At 70.8% G+C, this 18,376-nt stretch carries 16 protein-coding genes; 3 read left to right on the top strand and 13 right to left on the bottom strand.

Going from position 1 to position 18,376, the window contains the following annotated elements; genetic code table 11:
• Positions 1–41 precede the first annotated feature (41 nt).
• Positions 42–284, top strand: coding sequence for a hypothetical protein (locus JIG38_RS01285; RefSeq protein ID WP_233404132.1), 243 nt, complete (start codon positions 42–44; stop codon positions 282–284).
• A 22-nt stretch (positions 285–306) separates the two neighbouring features.
• On the opposite strand, the gene JIG38_RS01280 is transcribed toward JIG38_RS01285, so the two are convergent.
• Positions 307–1,668 carry a hypothetical protein gene (locus tag JIG38_RS01280; protein WP_199421675.1) on the bottom strand — a complete coding sequence of 454 codons (1,362 nt, stop codon included), beginning with the start codon at positions 1,666–1,668 and terminating at the stop codon, positions 307–309.
• Entirely contained in the window at positions 1,665–2,084 is a 420-nt protein-coding gene (locus tag JIG38_RS01275) for a hypothetical protein (protein ID WP_199421674.1), read from the bottom strand. The genes JIG38_RS01280 and JIG38_RS01275 overlap by 4 nt, the downstream gene beginning before the upstream one ends.
• Before the next feature lie 374 nt (positions 2,085–2,458).
• Between JIG38_RS01275 and mobF the strand changes: the two genes are divergently transcribed.
• Together mobF and JIG38_RS01265 are read left to right on the top strand one after the other, a co-directional pair.
• Positions 2,459–6,067, top strand: coding sequence for a MobF family relaxase (gene mobF, locus JIG38_RS01270; protein WP_233404280.1), 3,609 nt, complete (start codon positions 2,459–2,461; stop codon positions 6,065–6,067).
• A gap of 19 nt (positions 6,068–6,086) precedes the next feature.
• On the top strand, positions 6,087–6,428 hold the full coding sequence (locus JIG38_RS01265) for a hypothetical protein (protein WP_199421672.1): 342 nt from the start codon (positions 6,087–6,089) through the stop codon (positions 6,426–6,428).
• A gap of 117 nt (positions 6,429–6,545) precedes the next feature.
• Here the strand turns inward: JIG38_RS01265 and JIG38_RS01260 are convergent, their stop codons facing one another.
• The 11 genes from JIG38_RS01260 to JIG38_RS01210 form a co-directional block, all read right to left on the bottom strand.
• Positions 6,546–7,040, bottom strand: a complete 495-nt coding sequence (locus JIG38_RS01260) for a type II toxin-antitoxin system VapC family toxin (RefSeq protein ID WP_199421671.1) — start codon at positions 7,038–7,040, stop codon at positions 6,546–6,548.
• Positions 7,041–7,062: 22 nt separating this feature from the next.
• Positions 7,063–7,905, bottom strand: a complete 843-nt coding sequence (locus JIG38_RS01255; RefSeq protein ID WP_199421670.1) for a hypothetical protein — start codon at positions 7,903–7,905, stop codon at positions 7,063–7,065.
• Between the two features lie 548 nt (positions 7,906–8,453).
• Positions 8,454–9,698, bottom strand: a complete 1,245-nt coding sequence (locus JIG38_RS01250; protein ID WP_199421669.1) for a transglycosylase SLT domain-containing protein — start codon at positions 9,696–9,698, stop codon at positions 8,454–8,456.
• Positions 9,695–11,518, bottom strand: a complete 1,824-nt coding sequence (locus JIG38_RS01245) for a type IV secretory system conjugative DNA transfer family protein (RefSeq protein WP_233404130.1) — start codon at positions 11,516–11,518, stop codon at positions 9,695–9,697. Before JIG38_RS01245 ends, JIG38_RS01250 begins: the two co-directional genes overlap by 4 nt.
• Positions 11,515–12,624 (bottom strand): DnaB-like helicase N-terminal domain-containing protein, encoded by a 1,110-nt coding sequence (locus JIG38_RS01240; protein WP_199421668.1) that lies wholly within the window; start codon positions 12,622–12,624, stop codon positions 11,515–11,517. The genes JIG38_RS01245 and JIG38_RS01240 overlap by 4 nt, the downstream gene beginning before the upstream one ends.
• Positions 12,621–13,880, bottom strand: a complete 1,260-nt coding sequence (locus tag JIG38_RS01235) for a putative type IV secretion/conjugal transfer ATPase (RefSeq protein WP_233404278.1) — start codon at positions 13,878–13,880, stop codon at positions 12,621–12,623. Before JIG38_RS01235 ends, JIG38_RS01240 begins: the two co-directional genes overlap by 4 nt.
• The gene (locus JIG38_RS01230; protein ID WP_372419642.1) at positions 13,880–15,301 is read right to left on the bottom strand and encodes an SCO6880 family protein; all 1,422 of its coding nucleotides are present in this window, start codon (positions 15,299–15,301) and stop codon (positions 13,880–13,882) included. The genes JIG38_RS01235 and JIG38_RS01230 overlap by 1 nt, the downstream gene beginning before the upstream one ends.
• Positions 15,298–16,281 (bottom strand): type IV secretion system protein, encoded by a 984-nt coding sequence (locus JIG38_RS01225; RefSeq protein WP_199421666.1) that lies wholly within the window; start codon positions 16,279–16,281, stop codon positions 15,298–15,300. The genes JIG38_RS01230 and JIG38_RS01225 overlap by 4 nt, the downstream gene beginning before the upstream one ends.
• 157 nt (positions 16,282–16,438) lie before the next feature.
• Positions 16,439–16,750: a DUF6112 family protein gene (locus JIG38_RS01220; protein WP_199421665.1), complete on the bottom strand. Its 312-nt coding sequence runs from the start codon at positions 16,748–16,750 to the stop codon at positions 16,439–16,441.
• A gap of 204 nt (positions 16,751–16,954) precedes the next feature.
• Positions 16,955–17,725 (bottom strand): cytochrome c biogenesis CcdA family protein, encoded by a 771-nt coding sequence (locus JIG38_RS01215; protein ID WP_307844421.1) that lies wholly within the window; start codon positions 17,723–17,725, stop codon positions 16,955–16,957.
• The gene (locus JIG38_RS01210; RefSeq protein ID WP_199421664.1) at positions 17,722–18,375 is read right to left on the bottom strand and encodes a TlpA family protein disulfide reductase; all 654 of its coding nucleotides are present in this window, start codon (positions 18,373–18,375) and stop codon (positions 17,722–17,724) included. Before JIG38_RS01210 ends, JIG38_RS01215 begins: the two co-directional genes overlap by 4 nt.
• Between the last annotated feature and the right edge of the window lies 1 nt (position 18,376).

Genomic DNA, 18,376 nt, shown 5'->3' with positions numbered 1-18,376 from the left:
TTGACATGGGGACAGACTTGCGACACGTCGGCAAGACCACGATGCTCAGCCCGCTGGCCGGTTCCATCCCCGCACGCGAACGGGTCATCACGTGCGACGAGGTGTTCGAGTTCCGGCTCGGGCACGGCGACGTCGTCGCCCTCCAGTGCCGCCAGCCGGACTTCGAGCGCACCGGCGACGTCACGCTGCGACGCCTCGTCAAGGAGGCTTCGCGAGGGTCTCGACGAATCACTGTTCGATCCGCCAATCTGTCGGACGGCGTGATCGCTCGGTCATCGGTATGACCCGGCGTGTAGTCGACGCCGACTACGCCATGGAGATCGGGGTAGCGCCCGTCAGAACGGCAGGCACACGGCCGGCGGTCGGTGGCGTCGAGACGCCGGCCGGATGAGCGGCCACTTCGGCGTACAGCCGTGCTGCGGCTGCGGTGACGGCGTCGGGCGCGCGGACGATGCGGTGTTCCAAGCGTGCGGCGGCGAGCTCAGGTTGTTCACTCACCAGGTCTCGTGGCAACACGCTAGCCGGCATGTACAAGAGGCCTGCTCGGGTCAGCCGATCGAACGTCGCTCCCTCGTGAACGGCGATGTCCGCCATGACCTGTACAGCGCCGTTGAGAACGGCCGCGACGTGCCGCTCAGTGGGGGCGAAGGACGCGTGGGCCCGAGGGCGTTCGATCGGGGCGAACTCCCGCAGCAGGCGTGCGGCCGCTGCGGCGTCGTCGTGGATGTTGGCCAAGGGGGGCGTGAGCACCGCGAACTCGGAGAGTGCGTGGTGGAGGCGCTGCCACGCACGCGCGTGCTGAACGAGTGCACCGACTCCTCGGTCGGAGACAACGTCGCGCACCGAGAGGTCCGCCCCGTGCAGAGCAGCAGCGTGGGCGTGGACGGCGACCCCGAGGCCGGCCATCGTCCGCAATGAAGCCACGGCGTCTGCGCTGTCCTCGGCGAGCTCCCAGGTCGCCTGGCGTAGCCGCACCATCCGGTCGGTGAGCTCGGTCGCGGGGTCGTCGGTCCGAGGCCGCGGCGGGACCTGACTGAGGGCGTCGACCTGCGCCTTCAGGGGTTGTGGCGCCTCGGTCGTGAGGACGCGGGCGAGATCGGTGAGGTGCTGAAGCTCGGGGATCTGCCGAGTGACGAGCCCGCGCGGCACGCCGGCTTGGAGCGCGCGGAGAGCGAGCGGATCTGCTTGAGCCAGCACGGCTTTCGCCAGCTGACCGAGATCTGCGAGGCCGGCGTCGAAGGTCGCCGTCGTGGTCTGAGCGGCGTCTGGAGTCCGAGGCTCCCCCTCGCTCGTGAAGTGCGTGGCGACCAGGTCGGCGGCCGCGCGCAAAGACAGAGCGGCCCGTGCCCACGCTGTTGCTGCGCCGCCGATCTGGGACGGGTGGGGTCTGGCCTCGCCGGTAAGCGTCTCGATGCCGACGGCGAGGTCGACGGCAGCTCGTTCGACGGGGGGTAGGCCATCGCGGTGGTGTGCGAGTCCGATCCGTCCGAGCTGCGCCGGCCACAGCAGGCGGCGAGTGTGAGACGCAAGGGCATCAAGAAGCCCGTGGTAGTCGCCGATCGCGTCCAGTGCTTCCCCGGGGCTCAAGAAGCGGTCCGAACGCAGGGTGGTGCTGCCGTTACGCACGTGCGCGGTCGCCTGCGCCAGAAGCTCGGCGTAGGTGGTCATGACCAGCGTCCGGTGACCTTGGCCCGACCGGTGATGAGCCGCGCCATCACTCGGGACAGAGCCGCCTGTGCGGCGAGGTCCGGCTCGACTTCCGCCATGGCCGCTGCACGGTCCAGGGCTGCCGCGGCGAGCCGGTCGAGGACCGCGCGGGCCTGGTCGGCGTCCTCAGGACGCACGGCCCCCAGCCGTACTGGGGGAGCGGTGGTCCGCACATCGGGGTGAGCCCACTCGAGCTCGTCCTGGGCTTCCCGGAAGTCCATGGCGGCGTAGGAGATCGACACGCCTACGCCCAGGGGCACTGTCATGGCCAGGTTGAGCGCGCCCATCGCGGCGGTGTGCGTCAGCGCCCAGATGCCCGACCACCCGGTGTCGGCGTCGTGCAGCAGGCCCTCGGCGGGGCCGGTCCAGGTCGTCATCGCGCCCTCCTTGTCGCGGGCGACGTCGTCGCGCCGCCTTCGCTCTGAGGTGTGCGGGGCGGAGAGCGAAGATGACCGGCGCGCGGCCGGGTGGTCGGTGCAAGGCGGCCCGAAACGTCTGTGGACGAGCCGGCTTGCAGGGGCACCGGTGCACAACCACTCGAAGGCGAGGAGCCGGGAGCGATGAGGCCATTGACACGTCTGGCATTCGAGGTTGGGCCGCGCCGGGCGCTGCGCATCTTGTAGCCCTGGTCTGCACACCACGTGGCGTGAGAACCACAGCGACGACGCAGCGGACGGGTTCTGCAGCCCGCCTGCACAACGGCGCGGCCAGTGCGATCCGCGGCAGAGGTCCGCGGTGACCGGCCGTGGTCATGACGATGCACCGGCTGACGGCCGGCGCCGGGTACCAGTACCTGATCAAGCACACTGCGTCGGGCGACTGCCAGCGGTCGGCAAAGGATGACCTGACGGCCTACTACACCGCCTCGGGCAACCCACCCGGCCGCTGGTACGGGCGCGGCTTGGACGCCGTGGGCGATCCGCGGCTCACCGCCGGAACCGTGGTGGCAGAGCCGCAGATGGCGAACCTGTACGGCCAGGGCAAGGACCCCGTCAGCGGTGCGCCGCTCGGTCGCGCCTACCGGACTTACACGCCGGCAGCGGAGCGCATCGCCGCGCAGGTCGCTGCCCTCCCGCGGCAGCTGACCGGTGAGGCCCGCGACGCCGCGATCGCCACGATCACCCGCGTCGAACTGGCCAAGCACACGCCGTCGGCGGTGGCCGGGTTCGACCTCACGTTCAGCCCGCCGAAGTCGATCTCGGCGCTTTGGGCCGTCTCTGAATCGACAACCCAGGCTGCGGTCCTGGGCGCCCACCGGGCCGCCGTCGAGCAGGCCCTCACCTTCCTGGAGGAGACAGCTGCGTTCACGCGTACGGGCACCAACGGATGCCAGCAGCACCGCGTCAGCGGCCTGATCGCTGCCGGGTTCGACCACTGGGACTCACGCGCCGGGGACCCGAACCTGCACACCCACCTCGTGGTCGCCAACAAGGTCAGGGGCCCGCGCGACGTGTGGCTATCTGTGGACTCCCGCGCCCTGCACCACGCAGTCGTGATGATCTCGGAGGTCTACGACGACCTGCTGGTCGACGAGATCGCCCGCCGTCTACCCGTGCAGTTCGGGTGGCGTCATCGCGGACCGCGCCGCACCCCAGGGTTCGAGCTGGACGGCGTCGATGACGCGCTGATGACGGAGTTCTCGACCCGCACCACGCAGATCGACGAGGCGATGTCGGGAGTCCTCGGCGAGTTCTACGCAGCCCACGGCCGAGGCCCGAACCGTATCGAGGTCTCCCGGCTCCGCCAGCAGGTCACCCGCGCCACCCGCCCCGACAAGCACGTCACCCCGCTCGCAGACCTGATGACGGTGTGGCGGGCGCGGGCGACCCGCCGCACCGGCAAGACGCCGAACGAGCTCACCGCCGCCGTCCTGCGCCTGTCTCACACTGTCGCGCAGCGCGCCGAGCAGATCCCTGCGCCCGTCGTCGTCCGCCTCGCCGAGCACACGACCGGACAGGCGATGACGCGCCGCTCGACCTGGACCCGGTGGAACGTCATGGCCGAAGCAGCTCGGTCCACCAGGGCGATTCGCATGGCCACCCCTGCCGACCGCATCGCTCTGCTCGAGCGCGTCACCGACGCCGTCCTCGCCTCGTGCGTGAGCCTGCAGGCACCCGACCCGCTCACCGTGCCCGCCACATACACGCGGCCCGACGGCGCCTCGCAGTTCACCCGTACGGGGGAGGACCGGTACACCCACCACCAGATCCTGGATGCCGAAGCCCGGCTCCTCGAGGCTGCGACCATCGACGCAGGGGCACCCACGGCGCCGGCCTGGGTCGCGAAGGCAGTGACCTCCCGAGCGGTACACCGCACCGACGGGCGCGCGGTGACGCTCGCCTCGGACCAGGTCGATGCCGTCGAGCACGTCGCCGCATCACCGGCGCGGCTGACCGTCCTCGTCGGGCCGGCGGGCACGGGCAAGACGACGACGCTGGCCGCGTTGAAGAGCGTGTGGGAGCAGACCTACGGCCGTGGCGCCGTCGTCGGCCTCGCCCCGTCCGCGACCGCCGCCGCAGAGCTCGGCCACGCCCTCGGAATCGAGTGCGAGAACACCGCCAAGTGGCTGCACGAGTCCACCGGCCCAGGCGCCAGGCGCCGTGGCGACCTCCTGGCGCAGCTGCACGCCGAACGCGCCGCTGCCATGGGCGTCGACCAGCGCAGCCGGCTGCGCACGATCGACACCGCGATCAACACCTTGACCGCCCAGGGCGAGCGCTACCGGCTGCGCCGCGACCAGTTGCTCATCGTCGACGAGGCGTCCCTCGCCGGGACGTTCACCCTCGATGCCCTGACCGCTCAGGCGTCCGCAGCCGGAGCCAAGGTTCTGCTGGTCGGCGACCACAAGCAGCTGTCCGCTGTCGACGCCGGCGGCGCGTTCCACCTGCTCGCCGAACGCTCTCGAGCGGCCACCCTGACCTCCCTGTGGCGGTTCAGCCAACCCTGGGAAGCGGCCGCCACGCGCCGCCTGCGAACCGGTGACCCCGCCGTGATCGAGACCTACGCCGAGCACGAGCGGGTCAGCGCCGGTCCCGCGGAGGTCATGTGCGAGGACGCCTACACCGCCTGGCAGACCGATACCGAGAACGGCACCCCCGCGATCCTCATCGCTGCGGACTCGCACACGGTCGAGGTTCTCAACGCCCGCGCTCACAACGACCGCGTCACCGATGGACTTGTCGCCACCGACGGCCTCACCCAGGCCGACGGGATCCAGATCGCCGTCGGCGACCGTGTCCTGACTCGTGCGAACAACCGGCGCCTGCGCGCTCCGCACGGTTACGTCCGCAACGGCGACCTGTGGCAAGTCACCGTGATCACCGACGGCGCACTCACCGTCGCCCCTGTCGCCCGTCCCGGCTCCGCGATGACCGCCACCGGGGCAGAGGTCACGCTCCCGGCTTGGTACGTCGCCGAGCACGTCGAGCTCGGGTACGCCACCACCACGCACCGCGCCCAAGGCATCACCGTGGACCGGGCTCACGTCCTGGCGTCACCCGGCATGGTCCGGGAGAACCTCTACGTCGCGATGACCCGCGGCCGCCACGACAACCACCTCTACCTCGCCCTTGACGACGTCGACCCCACCTGCGACCACCTGCCAGAAGGCCAGTACGGACCCGACGGTCACGACGCCTTCGCAGCGATCCTCGCCACCTCCGCCGCGGAACTGTCCGCCACCGAGATCATCGCCGCCTCCCAGGACGACGTCGCTTCCCTCAGACGACTCGAGCCCATCCGCCAGACCCTGATCGCCGACGCCGCCGGCCACCGCTGGGACGCCACCTTCCCCGACCTCGGCCTCACCACAGCGGAGTGCCAGCAGATCACCACCTCACCCGCCCGCGGCCCCCTCATCACGGCCCTGGAGCGCGGCCGCGCGCTTGGACATCCCATGAGACAGGTTGTGGCCGGCCTCATCGCCGACCGACCGATAGACAATGCATCCCCTGCGCATGATGTCGCCGCCGTCCTGCATCACCGGGTCGACGGTTGGCTGCGCACCCAGGTCGACGACCCCGCGACGATCAGCGTCATCCCCGATGTGCTGGATGCGCCCGACGAAATCGCGGACCTCGTGCGTCAGGCCGACCGGCTCATCGCTGAGCGAACGGAAGCGCTCACCGATCAGGCCATCGATGCTCGCCCGGACTGGCTCGTCGAACTCGGCCCGGCGCCCGCCGACCCGGCCGACTGGTCGGCCTGGCGCACCCGCGTCGCAGCGCACGTGGTCCGCGATGAGGCCGCGACGGGGACCGCCGGAGTGCGACCACCAACATCGCGGGCACGCACAGTCCAGCCGTCGACACCGAACGGAGCGTCACACGATGACCGCCACGTCACCTCGACTCGGCCCTGATGGGTTCTTCCCGGAGCCCATGCTGTACCAGCCGAGCGGGCCCCCGATACCGCTCCTGTGGGCTGCGCACTCTCCCGAGGAACAACGGCACTACCTCGACGAACTGGACCTCTGGGTCACCTGGGTGATCGACCACTACCGACTCGACCGCCGCTACATCCCGGAATGCTGGGCCAAGCACTGGGAGCTCATCGAGGAGCTCTCTGCCCTACATCTCGCATGGGAAGCCGCCTACGCCACCACTTCGCATGCCGACGCTCCGCTGACCTGGCACGAGCGTCTCGGACATGCCCGCCCGAGACTCGCCGAGTGGGTCGCGCGGACTGGCTGCCGCGGCACAGAACACCGCTCGATCGCTTGACTCAGAGAAGAACTGGGAGCCGCGCGGACAGTCGGAGCCTGACACCGCACATGCTCGGGTGTTTGGCGATGGAACCGTCGGATCGGAGGTCGACGAAGGCTGGCGGCGTGACACCTGTCACCGGAGGTCCGGCTCTCCGCCTTCGATCGAAACGTCGAGCTCGAGCCCGGCTTCGAGCTCGACTTGAGCGTCCTCAAGGGTGTTGGGCCACACCACTTCGGGATGGCGCACCTTGGTGTTCTGGATCGACTGCCCGTAGGGGAAGCGCTTGTCGTTCGACATGAAATAGTCGGCGCCGCGCCTCACTGCGCTCGCGAGGTGGACCGCGTCCGCGCCGCGTAGGCGATACTCGACGCAGAGCCTCCGTGCTTCTTGGGCGGTGAAGAGGTCCAATTCCACCCACTCGATGTCACCCTGGACGAGGTACTGCTCGATGATCCGGTCTTGCTCGCTCCGGGCAACGTCACCCTTGAAGCTTGAGAGCTCCGCGAGTAAGAGCGCGGATGCGGTCAGTCGGACATCTCCTCTGGCTGCTGCCAGCAAAACCTGGAGCGGCACCTGCCACAACCCCTTCTCCTTCTTGATCACGCTGAAGAAGAGGCAGGTATCCATGTAGACGAAGGGTGCTGGCGCGCTACCGGCCACGAATCATCTCCATGAATTCCTCGGTCGTGAGATGACCGGTCGCGCCGGCGTCGACGCCGAGAATCGACCAAGGAGAGATGCGCTCCTCCTGCGTCTCGACGAGAACCAGCTGCGCGAGGTCGAGCTTCAAGGGCTGGCCGGCGGCATTGCGTGTCAGCGTTCCGGTGGCCGCCACACGCTTGCCCCAGGCGTCCCGGAGTTCACCCGCCATCTTGAGCTCGGCCCTGAGCACCACGGCCTGTCGCCGCTTGGCGTCGTAGACCTGAGCTCGGACGTTCCGGTGCCCTCGGTTATCGAGCACCGTCAGTTCTCCCGTCACGCTGCCCCATGCGCTCCTGGCGACCCGAACTGCGGTCTTCGCGCTCTCGATGGTGTCGTGTGTGACGACTGCGTCGACATGATCGACGTCGCCGAGGGCGGTGACGGTGATGTGGTCGACGGTGCCGTCATCGGTACCGCGTCCGATAGAGAGGATCCTCTCCACCGTCTGGGCGCTGAACTGCTCGGGGATCTCCGGTGCCGTACCCAGCGCGCGGATGCCGGCGACGAGATCGCGTGGCGGAGCTGAGAGGGTAGTGGCGTCGCGCCGAGGCGGGATGTGTACGGGAGCCAGCTGCGCGACGAGCTCGGCTCCGCTTCGTCCGAGGTCGGCTATGCCCCAGGTGAGGCGCGGCGTACCGCGGCTTGTGGAGCGGAGGTCGAGCTCGAGGAGGCTCTGGTTGACCTGGCCGAGGATCGACATGTACTGGCTGACGGGGAGTCGGCGGCGCTGAGCGATGCGTACCTCAACACCCGGCTCGCCCTGGACCGACGTTGCGTGCGTGATGGTCATGATCGTCACCTCCCCTCTTCGCAACCATCGGCAGGACCTGACGACTCCTTGACAGTCTCGTCCGGGATGTTTGGGAGCGCCATAGAGATGCGGCCGGATCGGGATCGCACACGTCGCCGATCGCGGGAGGTTTGGAGATGCACGGTCACCGCTCGGGCCGTGCCATGGGCCATCTCAACCGCAGAGCCGCAACCCTCCTTCGTCGCTGGTGCGTCGGGGGAGTGCTGCGGAGGAGCGTGGACGCCGTTGGCCTCGTCGTCACGTGTCGCCAACCCGGCGCCAATATGGAGCCGTCGTCAGCCGGCACCGTCCCGCCACCGAGAGCGGCACCGAGGGCAAGGGCTGGTGCGTGTCGCCTCCCTCAGGCGCCCCACACCAGGCGAGATCTATGACACTCGACGAAGTCCGTCGGCTCTCGCGTCGACGTTCGCGCGCGAGTAGGCCTTCAGCCGAGCCGTGGCGGTCAGCCCTCGCCTCCCGAGGTGAGGGTGCAGTGCCTTGAGCGTTGCGCTCCGCCGATGCCCCGCGACCGTCTCCGATCTCTAGCGTCACCACCGAGAGGGCGCCGGATGCACAGTGCTCTTGGGCAACTCCGGACCTTGGCACACCGGGTTGGACCAGCCGAGGTACCCGGCGCCTCTGACATACCCGGCGTTGAGTCGGGCGAAGGAGAGCAGGTAGACGCCGCCGTGGTTGCCGGTCGCGGAGTCGAAGACGCCGTTGGACGTCACCATGATCTTCTCCGGGTCGCAACCCGGGTCAGCCTGGACGACGACCGAGACGTGGCCGGCGGGCCTGCCGGTGCGCCAGAAGACGAACGAACCGAGCGGTGGGCACGCGTCGCCCGGGTGGGCATTGCCGGTGGCGACCATCTGCCGCCAGTGTTCGGCGGCGGTGGGGTAGCCGGACCCGACGTACCCGTAGGCGCGGCAGGCCAGGCGGTCGCAGAGCTGATGCCACCCGGAGGTGACGCCGACGTACGACATCGCCGTGCGGACGGCCGTGGCGACGTCGTGCGGGGTGCCGGCCGGGACGACGACGTCGCCGGAACCGAGGCCGGGTAGGCACCCGACGCCCGAGGTGTCCAGGGGGCCAGACGGCTCGGGCGTCGGGACGTTAGCGAAGCCGGTCCCGGCGGCGTCGTCGGGGAGGTCGCTGCGGAGGCCAGCGTCGGGGACGGTACTCCACTCGGCTACACGGCGGTTGACGTTCTCGATGAACTTTGCGGTGATGGTCGGGATGGTTGGGTAGGTGCGAAGCCTCGATTCGCCGGCGTTGTGCGCGATGATCAGCGCGTCCAGCACGGGTAGCCGGGACGACGCCCAGTCGGGGTGATCCGCGCGGATCTCGCGGACCCCGCCCAGGCGGTTGCACAGGTAGGTCCCGCCGACGCGGGCGTGGATCGACGGGTCGGCGATGTCACGGACGCCGTTGGCGTCGAGGTCGGCGTCGAACCCGTGGCCGTAGACGCCGGTCCAGATCGACTCGTTGATCTGGAAAAGCCCCCACGTGCCGCCGTTGACGTCGTCCGCGTAGGCATCGGGACGGAAGCCGGACTCCTGCGCCATGACCGCCGCGATCCATGGCTCCGGCAAGTCCGGGCACGCCGCCTTGGCCTCACGGATCCACGCGCGCGCTTCCACGGGCACGGGGGCGTCCGGAGCGAGGGCGCCGCCTGCGGACGTTCCGATGCACGCTGTCACGCCTGCTCCGACGCCGATGGCGGTGAGCAGCGCGATGGCTGGGATGGCGACACAGCCTGCCCCGCCGAGTGCGATGACCTTCCTGATCACGAGGCTTCCTCTCCGAGTGTGGAGCCGCCGGTGGCGGCCTCCACCCGCTTCTGGTCCGCCCGCAGGGGCGCTGCATCACGGCGTGTGGTCCAGGCGGCGAGGTCGATGACGACGGGTCGGCTGTGGCGCAGGAGAACGACGCCGGTGCCGAAGGGAAGGGTGCGGAGCGCTGACGGGGGCATGACCGGCACCATGCGCACCGACGTCGACGTCGATCGCTCGCCACTGCGCCCCTGGGAGCGGGTCTCAGTGAGCTCGTCGCGTTCGCCGAGGAGGCGTGCGACGTCGTCGAGGTCGCGGTACTTGGCTAGCCCGCCGAGGACGAGCTTGACGGTGGCGGCGTCCCAGATGGCGTCGGCGGCGTGCTCGCCCCACCGGTTCCGTGCCTGCGCCAGCGACTGGAGCACCGCGAGCGTGGTGATGCCCGACCCGCCGCCCTCCGCCATGAGCTGCGGCAGCGACGGAAGTGGCGTGAGGTTGGCGATTTCGTCCAGGGCCAGCAGCAGCGGCGGGTCCAGCCGGGCGCCGGGGGAGCGGGCTGCCAGGGCGCGGGCGGTCTCGGTGATGTCCTCGACGAACGCTGCCACGAGCGGTGCGCACGAGCCGGATGTCACGGCCGAGGCAAGCAGGTACAGGGTGCCGGAGTCGCGGAGGAAGCCGGCAGGGTCGAACTCCTCGCCGGGTACTGGGTCGACGGCGGCCAGGACGTCGGGGTCGGCGAGGGCGGCGAGGGACTGGCGGACCCCGAGCCAGACCGAGTCGCGGGTGCGCGGGTCGGCGTGGATGGCAGCCTCGAGGGCGTCGGCCCAGCCGGATGCGGCCGCGGGATGGCGGTTCAGCGTCGTGACGGCGTCCTCAGCGAGTACGGGGTTCAGGGACCACCGGTACAGGTCGACGGCGCGCCGTCCGTCGAGCGCGGCGGCGTGGAGCAGGCAACGCAGCGCGGTCTCGGTCTGTCCGGCCCAGAAGTCGGAGTCCGACACCGTGCGCCCGAACCCGGCGCCTGCGGCGAGCCCTCGTGCGCGAACGAGCGCTGTGCGGGGCGTCTCGCAGCCCCGTACCGGAGACCACCGCAGCCCACCGGGAAGGTCGGCCAGGCGCTGCGGGTCGAAGATCGCCACCGGCCCCCGCCGCGACCGAGCGTGCATCGTCACCGCGAGCGTGTCCGGGCGGGTGGATGTCGACACGACTGGGCCCGGGGCGTCCAGGACCCACGGGATGACGAGGTGCAGGCCCTTGCCCATCCGGGGCGGCCCCACGAGCAGAGCCGAGTCCTCCACGGAGCACCAGAGATCTCGGCTGCCGGAGCGGCCCAGGCGGTAGCCGACCTCCTCGGGTGCGGGTCGGGTGCCGGTGGAGGGGCGGACGACGGACCCGCGCCGCACCAGTGCGCGTCGACCGGCGGTTGCGCCGGCCTCACCAGGGGTCGCGAGGCCGGGCAGTGACCGCACGGCGGCAGGACCCGTCGCGTCGCCTGTCCAGCGATGCGCGAACCGCCACGCGAGGCCTACTCCTGTGGCGGCGGTCAGGATGACCGCGCCGGTGGAGGACCAGTACGGAACGGGTCCCGGCATCTCGGAGGGTTGTGCCCATGCCGAACCAGGATCGCCGGGGGCTCCCAACGCGCGCAGGGCGTCGAGGATCCCGCCGGCCGGTGCGGGGAGTCCCGTGAGCAGGCAAGCCAGCGCGGCTCCGCACCATAGGACGCCGCCGAACGCGAGGACAGCAGAGCCCGCGGCGAAGGCCCAGCCGGTCAGATCGAGCCCACCCATAGCTCGTGAGGTCGGCGGGTAGCTCGCGCGGCGCGGACGGGTGCTCATCCGGCGGCCGGTCCGTGCCGCGTGGCCTGTGGGGCGCGTTCCCGGGCAACGAGCCCGGTTTCGGCGCCCACGTGCTCGGGCAGCATGCCGGCGCCGTCGCGTAGGGCCGTCGTGATGAGTCGCCCGGTGTCGACGAGGTCGGTGAGGTTGAGGCCGGGGTTGGCCGCGCCCTTCCGAAGCTGGTCGGCACCGTTGTCAGCGATCCGCCGGAGTTGGTCCACCCACACGACCTGCTCAGCCGCTCGTGGCGCGGTGTGACGGGCGGCATCGGTCACCTCGAGGAGTTCCCTGAGGGAGGGCGTCGCTTGGCCGTGGTGACTCAGCCGCGCCGTCGCGTGTGCCACCGTCACGAGGTCGACGGGCTGGCCCAGTTCGGCGAGCTCGAGGGTCGCGCCGTACACCGTGCGCCACGGCCCTGACGAGAAGCGTTGAGGGCGCAGATGGCGACCGACGGCGGGGACTTCCCTCGGGTGGGTGATCAGGCTTCCGACGAAGAGCGCTTCATGCAGGTGCTCAGCGGCGACGTCCCGGTCCGGGTGCGCCTGCAGCAGCTTGTCGGCGCCCACGCGGAGGTTGGGGTTGCGCAACGCTGCGTTCAGCTGGATCGGACTCGTCGACTGACGCGAGCGCGGTGCGCCGGTGGCTGCATCCCATCTGCGGCCCACGGACACGAGCGCGGCGTCGACCAGGGCGCACGTCGACGCCATCGGGACCGATTCGCGAGACAGCCAGGACTGCAGGGCGCCGGCGCGCAGCAGAACACCGAGCCCTGCGATCTCGCGACGGAGCCCGGCCTCCGCGACGATGCGCGCGTAGGTCTGCGGGCTCGCGACCGCGGGCACGGCCTCCAGGCAGTCGTGCACCATGACGCCGGGGGAGGGGCCGGCCAGCCGCCCCACCAAGGCACTTGAAATCGCCATCGGGTCGGTGGCCTCGCCCGCGACGTGCCGCTCGCACAGGAGGGCGTACAGCTGGCCGTGCCGGGGGTCGGTGAAGTCCGCCGTCCGCAGCCAAGGACGAACGGCGCGGAGTCCCTCCGGATCCAGCAGCAAGGAGCCCAGCAGTGCTCGCTCGGCGAGCTCGGCGGCCGCGTCAGGGCGAATCATGGCTCGTCCCGCATGGCAGCGTCAGTGTCGAACAGCGCGAGCTCCGCGGCCGTGAGGTGGTGGTGCACGACGTGGCTGCGGCGGGGCATCTTCCAGAGGCCGGTGCCCCGAGGGAGCGTGGTGAGGATGTCGCGTTCGGCGGTCGAGAGGCCCAACGCCCTCCGCGTCGGCTCCAGCTGGTCGCTCTCCTGGCGGTACACGATGCGGGTGGAGCAGTCCGCGAGCAGGCCTTCGGCCAGCGCCCGTGCCTCACTGCCCGCGCGTCCGACGGCGTCCAGATCGGACAGCCGGTGCAGCACGAGCAGGTTCGCGATGCCGTAGGCACGCGAGAGCTTCCACTGCGCCTGCATCCGCCGGACGAGTGGAACGGACCGCATGAGCCGCCATGCCTCGTCGTAGATGACCCAGCGCTTCGCACTTCCCGCGACCAGGGCGTGCTCCAGCCAGGCTGAGGCGCACGCCATCGCCACCGCGAGGGCGTCGTCGTCCGAGCCGATCCCGGACAGGTCCAGCACCGTCATGGGTGCCGCCCGGTCGAGCCGCTGCGTGGACGTCCCGTCGAACATGCCGGCGAGGTCACCACGCACCAGGCGGCGTAGCGCGTATTCGAGGTCGCGGCCCTCGCCGTCGAGGGTCGTGTGGACCGCGAGGGCGTCGACGATCTCGCTCAGCGTTGGCTCCGGGTGCGATTCCACGGCCGCGAGGGATGCTTCCATGGCCTCGTGCTCGGACGGGCGGAGCTCGCGGCGCAGCGTCAGCGCGCCGAGCGCACCGAGGATCCGGAGCCGGGGTCCGTGTGCCTCGGCGGTCCCCATGCCGTGGGCGTCGAGCGGGTTCAGGCGGGTCGGCAGGCCAGGTCCGAGGCGGACGACGGCGCCGCCGACGGCCTCGGCGACAAAGCTCCACTCGCCCTTGGGGTCCCCAGGGACGTAGACGCGGCGCCCGGTGGCGATCGCGCGCACGGCCAGTGACTTCGCCAGTGCGGACTTGCCCTGACCGATGACGCCGGCGAGCACGGTGTTCGGGTTGGTGAGCTCGCCCGCGGTGTACAGCGCCCAGGGGTCGAAGCAGAACGGCCCGCCGGTCATCGCGTCGACACCTACGAGCGGCCCCGTAGTGCAGGGTGGGCCGGCAAGGAACGGGTAGGCGCCCGCCAGTGTGACCGATGACGCCCGGTGGGCGGGCAGGTGCAGGGATTCGGCCAGGCGGAGACGACCGTGCGGCGGCGCCGTCGTCGGCGCTGCACCGCGGCGCATCACAGCACACCCCTGGCGAGCGGGACGGTGGCGGCCAGGTGGGCGGTCGTCTGCTGGCCGACCAGCCTGCGCATCTCGCACAAGGCTTGTGCGGCAGCGGCCTCAGTCGCGGAGCACGCGGCGTCGAGCTCCTCGAGCGTGGGAGCAGAGACGGTGACCAGTCCGGTGAAACGAAGATCCCCGTGGCCGGCCACGAGCTCCTGCTCGCGTCGCAGAAGGTCGTCGAGCTCGGCGCGGATCGACTCGTCCTCGACCTGTCCGATGCGGGCACGCTGCGCGGCGTCGGCGGTGTGCTCAGCCTTCGCCCTCCGGATCTCGCGCAGGGACGCGGCGATCGGCAGCGGCTCGGCGATGAGTGTGATGGTCCGGACGGAGTCGGGGGAGAGCACGAGTGGTTGGAGGAAGCTCGGGTGCACCTCCGAGCGCGGCCACTCGGCGATCCAGTAGACCGCGTGCACGGCGCCGTCAGTCGTGACGTGGTTCCACGACTCCGCGATGCCCATCGCCGGCGGGGCGGTGCTGCCGACGTCGGTGTCCGGTAGCGGACGCGTCGCCGGGTCATAGGCGGAACGCAGTAGGACGGGCGCCTGTGCCGGCGTGGTCCACGCAGTGATGTCGACGTCCGCCGACCTCAGCGCATCAGCGACGGCGGTCAGCTCCTGCTCGAGTGTGGTGACGTCCGAGTGGCCAAGTCGTCTCAGCCCACCGCGAGGCGGCCGCAGCGCGATCGCCAGCAGAGCCTCCGGTCGTCGCGTCGCGTAGGAGGCGTCGGCCATGAGGTCCGCGAGCACGGAGCCGGCCGGCGACCCGCCCGCGACGGCGTTCTCCCGCCACCACCGGTGGACGGACGTCTCGCTGCACTGCGCCGTGCGCAGGACCAGCTGGACCCGGCGGACCGCGCGTCGACGGCCGAGGGCGGCCAGCGCCCGACCCCAGCCGTCGACCTTCACGGCCTGCGTGCCGGGGTCGTCGAGCACGAACCCGCGACCGCTGACGCGTGCCACCGCGACGATCGACCCACCGCGTCGGTCGACGAGCAGGGCTGCGCCGAGCGTCGGTGTGACGTCGAATGGGACTTCGCCAACTCCTGGCAGCGAGAGCCCGGGGCGCGTGACCGGCCGGGTGATCTCCCGTGCTCCGCCGGTGAGCCGGCGGAGCACCCACGTGCCGCCCAGCGGCACCCACTCGACGAGCGGTCGTCCGCCGACCCCGGCGAGCGCGAGCACGGTCAGCGGGAGCCAGAGCAGGGCGGAGGCGGCGAGCCCGACACCTCCGGCGGAGTAGACGCCCATGACGGCGACGCAGACTGCCGTGCCGAGGACGGCAAACTGTACTCCGCCCAGGCCGAGGAGCACTCCGCGGCGTTCGCGTCTGCCGAAGCGGACCGAGGGCGCATCTGTCGTGGACGTCGCTGAGCTCATGATCCTGCCGCCCTACCGGACGCTCCGCTGGGCTGCGTTGGTGGCGCGGGTGGCGGCGCTGCTGTCGTGGGCTTGACGCCGGCGGCCGCGCGCCCTCCCCGGGCGGCGGCAGCGCCGGAGCCGACACCGCGCGTCACCATCGTGAGCGCCGCATGCTGGGCTGCGACTCGGGCCGTCCGACCGGTCGCCTGCCCGGCGCGCGAGATGGGGTTCGCCGCGACGTTTTGGTGCATGAGGCTGGCGGCCTCCATGCCGGACCAGTGCACGAACCGCCACGTGAGCCAAGGGGCGAACAACGCGATGGCCATGAGGAGCAACCCGACGAGGAGGTCGGAGAACGATCGTGCGTCCGGCGTCGCCTCCGCTGTGCCGGCGAGATCCGGTCCGGTCCCGCTGAACGCCGAGGCGCCCACCACGAACACGACGACGATGACGAGCTTCGAGAACACGAGCGCCGCGACGATCTCCAACCACCTGCGCGTCCACACGCGTGTCTGGTCCCATGCCGAGCCGGCGAACGCCACGGGCGCGAAGACGGCGATCAGGACGAGCGCCGTCTTCCGGAAGAGCAGCACGCCCCACAGAAGCAGGAACGCCACGCAGAGCAGGAAGCCGACGAAGAGCTGCAGCCCAGGAGACGGCCCCGATGCGAGCGCGGTGAAGTTGAAGAACTGGGCCGCGGCCGCGCCGACCGTCGTCCCAGCGGCAGAGGCGACCGCCTCGCACATCTCATCCACCGCGGTGAGGGCGAGCTGGGTGACCGCAAGCGCCAACGCGCCTCCGAGGAGCGCCTTTCCCACGCCGATGACGGCACGACCCAGACCTGCGCCCTCGCGCCGGAGGACGGAGCCGATGACCTGGATGACAAAGAGCGCCACCACGAGAGGCAGGGTCACCGCAGCGATCACGCCGACGTTCGAGCGGAGCCAGGCGGCGGAGAGGTCGACCGCCGTCGAGGAGTCGAGGAGACGCAGCGCCATCTCACCGAGGTACGCCGCCGCGTTGACGAAGGCACCCGCGACTCCGCCGAGGACGTAGTCCGACGCCGCGGCCTGGGCCGAGCCCGCGGCGTTCGAGGCGAGGTCGCAGACGAAGACGATCGGTCCGACGCAGGGGTCGAGCTCGGTGGGCACCACGTCAAACACCAGCTCCGAGGTCGGCGAAGAAGCCCACGATTGCGTTCGCCGCGCCGATCAGCAGCGCCCCGGCCGCCGAGACGACGACACCGGACTTGCCGCCCTGTGCGTACTGGTAGTTCCCCTGCTGATGGGCCAAAGCCCAGACGATGACCGAGACGACGAGGCCCGCGACGCAGGCGACGAGGCCCCATGTCAGCAGCGCCCCGACGATGGAACGGACCACCGGAAGGCCGGGAAGCCCGTTCTCGTTCGGGCTGATCCCTGGATCAGCCGCGAGGAGCGACCAGGCGGCTGAGCGAGACGTGACCATCGCAACTCCCGACCTCCGTTGCGCCTGCGGTGGCGCGCACAGACTGAGGTGTGCAACCGACGGCAGAAGATGGTCGGCGACCCGGTCGGCGAGGTACGACGCCGTCGTCCCCGACGCGCTGAGAACTCTGCGATCCGGTGCGCCGAATGATCGACCGCCCTACTGGCAGCACCCTCACAGCAGCCGCGTCCGGCGCCCCCGGACCTAGACGACGGTCACGAATCCTCCGATGAGCGCCTGGAGGCTCTGGGTCCAGGTGTTCCACAGCCCTGTCATCAGGGCGGCGCCGATGAGGATGAGCATCGCACCGCCAATTCGCATGATGGCGAGGCGGTGACTCCGCAGGAAGGTCACGGCGGCTGTGGAGTGGTGCGCGCCGAGTGCGATCAGCAGGAAGGGGATCCCGAGGCCGGCGGCGTAGGCGGCTGCGAGGAGAGCTCCGCGCGAGGCGCTGGCCTCGTTGAGCGACAGCGACAGGACGGTCGCGAGCGTCGGTCCGATGCAGGGCGCCCAGCCGAGAGCGAAGACCGCGCCGAGGAGCGGGGCGCCGGCCAGGCCCTGACGAGGCGCCAGGCGCAGTCTTCGCTCCTGCTGGAGTCCGGGAATCCAGCCGATGAAGGCCAGGCCCATGAGGACGACGACACCTCCCATGACGGGGGTGATGACGCCTTGCCAGGGTCGAATGGCTTCCCCCAGCGATCCGACTGCAACACCGAGCACGACGAACACGACGGAGAAGCCGAGGACGAAGAGGCCTACTCCGGTGAGGAGGAGCCCTCTCGATCGTTGCCCGGCGGCGGCTCCGCTCATACCGGTGACGAAGGCGAAGTATCCCGGTAGCAAAGGGACGACGCAGGGAGAGGCGAAGGACACCACGCCGGCGAGGATGGCGACGGGTATCGCCAGGAGCATCGGGCCGGCGAAGGCCGTCTCCTGGAACGCCTGGGCGAGGTCCTGCCAGAAGCCGCCGCTCACGACGTCTCGGCGAGGGCTGCGTCGATGAGCTCGCGCAGCGTGGTGGGGTCGGCGCGGCCGATGATGCGTGCCATCACGCGACCCTGGCGGTCCAGGATCACGGTCGTGGGCACGGCCTGGATCGGCACGCGGCCTTGGAGGGCAGCGATCGCGGTGCCGTCTCGGTCGGCGATGCTGGGGTAGGGGATGGCGAAGGTGCGTTCGAAGGGTTGGGCGGCTCCGGCGTCGTCGGTGCCGTTGATGCCAAGGAAGTGCACCCCGTCCTGGCCGTAGTCCTGTGCTGCGGCGACGAGATCCGGTGCCTCGGCGCGACAGGGCGGGCACGCTGCGTACCAGGTGTTGAGCACTGCGACGTCACCGAGCCAGGCGGCCGTGTCCACGTCGGCGCCGGCGAAGTCCTTGCCGACAAGTCGGACCGGCTCGCCGCGCTGCTCGGCGTCCCAGGTGGTGACGGTGCCGTCGCCGGAGACGTACCCGGCCTCGGTGCCTTCTTCGGTCCAGCCCCCGGTGACCGCTGGCGTGCAACCAGCGAGAAGCGCTCCGAGGAGGACCGTCGCCAGCAGGACGCCGAAAGTGCCGTGGCGCTCAGCTCGGGGCGGCGCTTGGCTGCTGGTGCTCCCGTCGATGCCGATCGGGGTCGCGGTCGTCATG

Origin of the sequence: Actinotalea solisilvae (genome assembly GCF_016464425.1) — a bacterium.
In the GTDB taxonomy this organism is placed as follows: Bacteria; Actinomycetota; Actinomycetes; order Actinomycetales; family Cellulomonadaceae; genus Actinotalea; species Actinotalea solisilvae.
The sequence above is the reverse complement of the archived record's forward strand: the minus strand, read 5'-3'. Positions and strand labels throughout refer to the sequence as shown.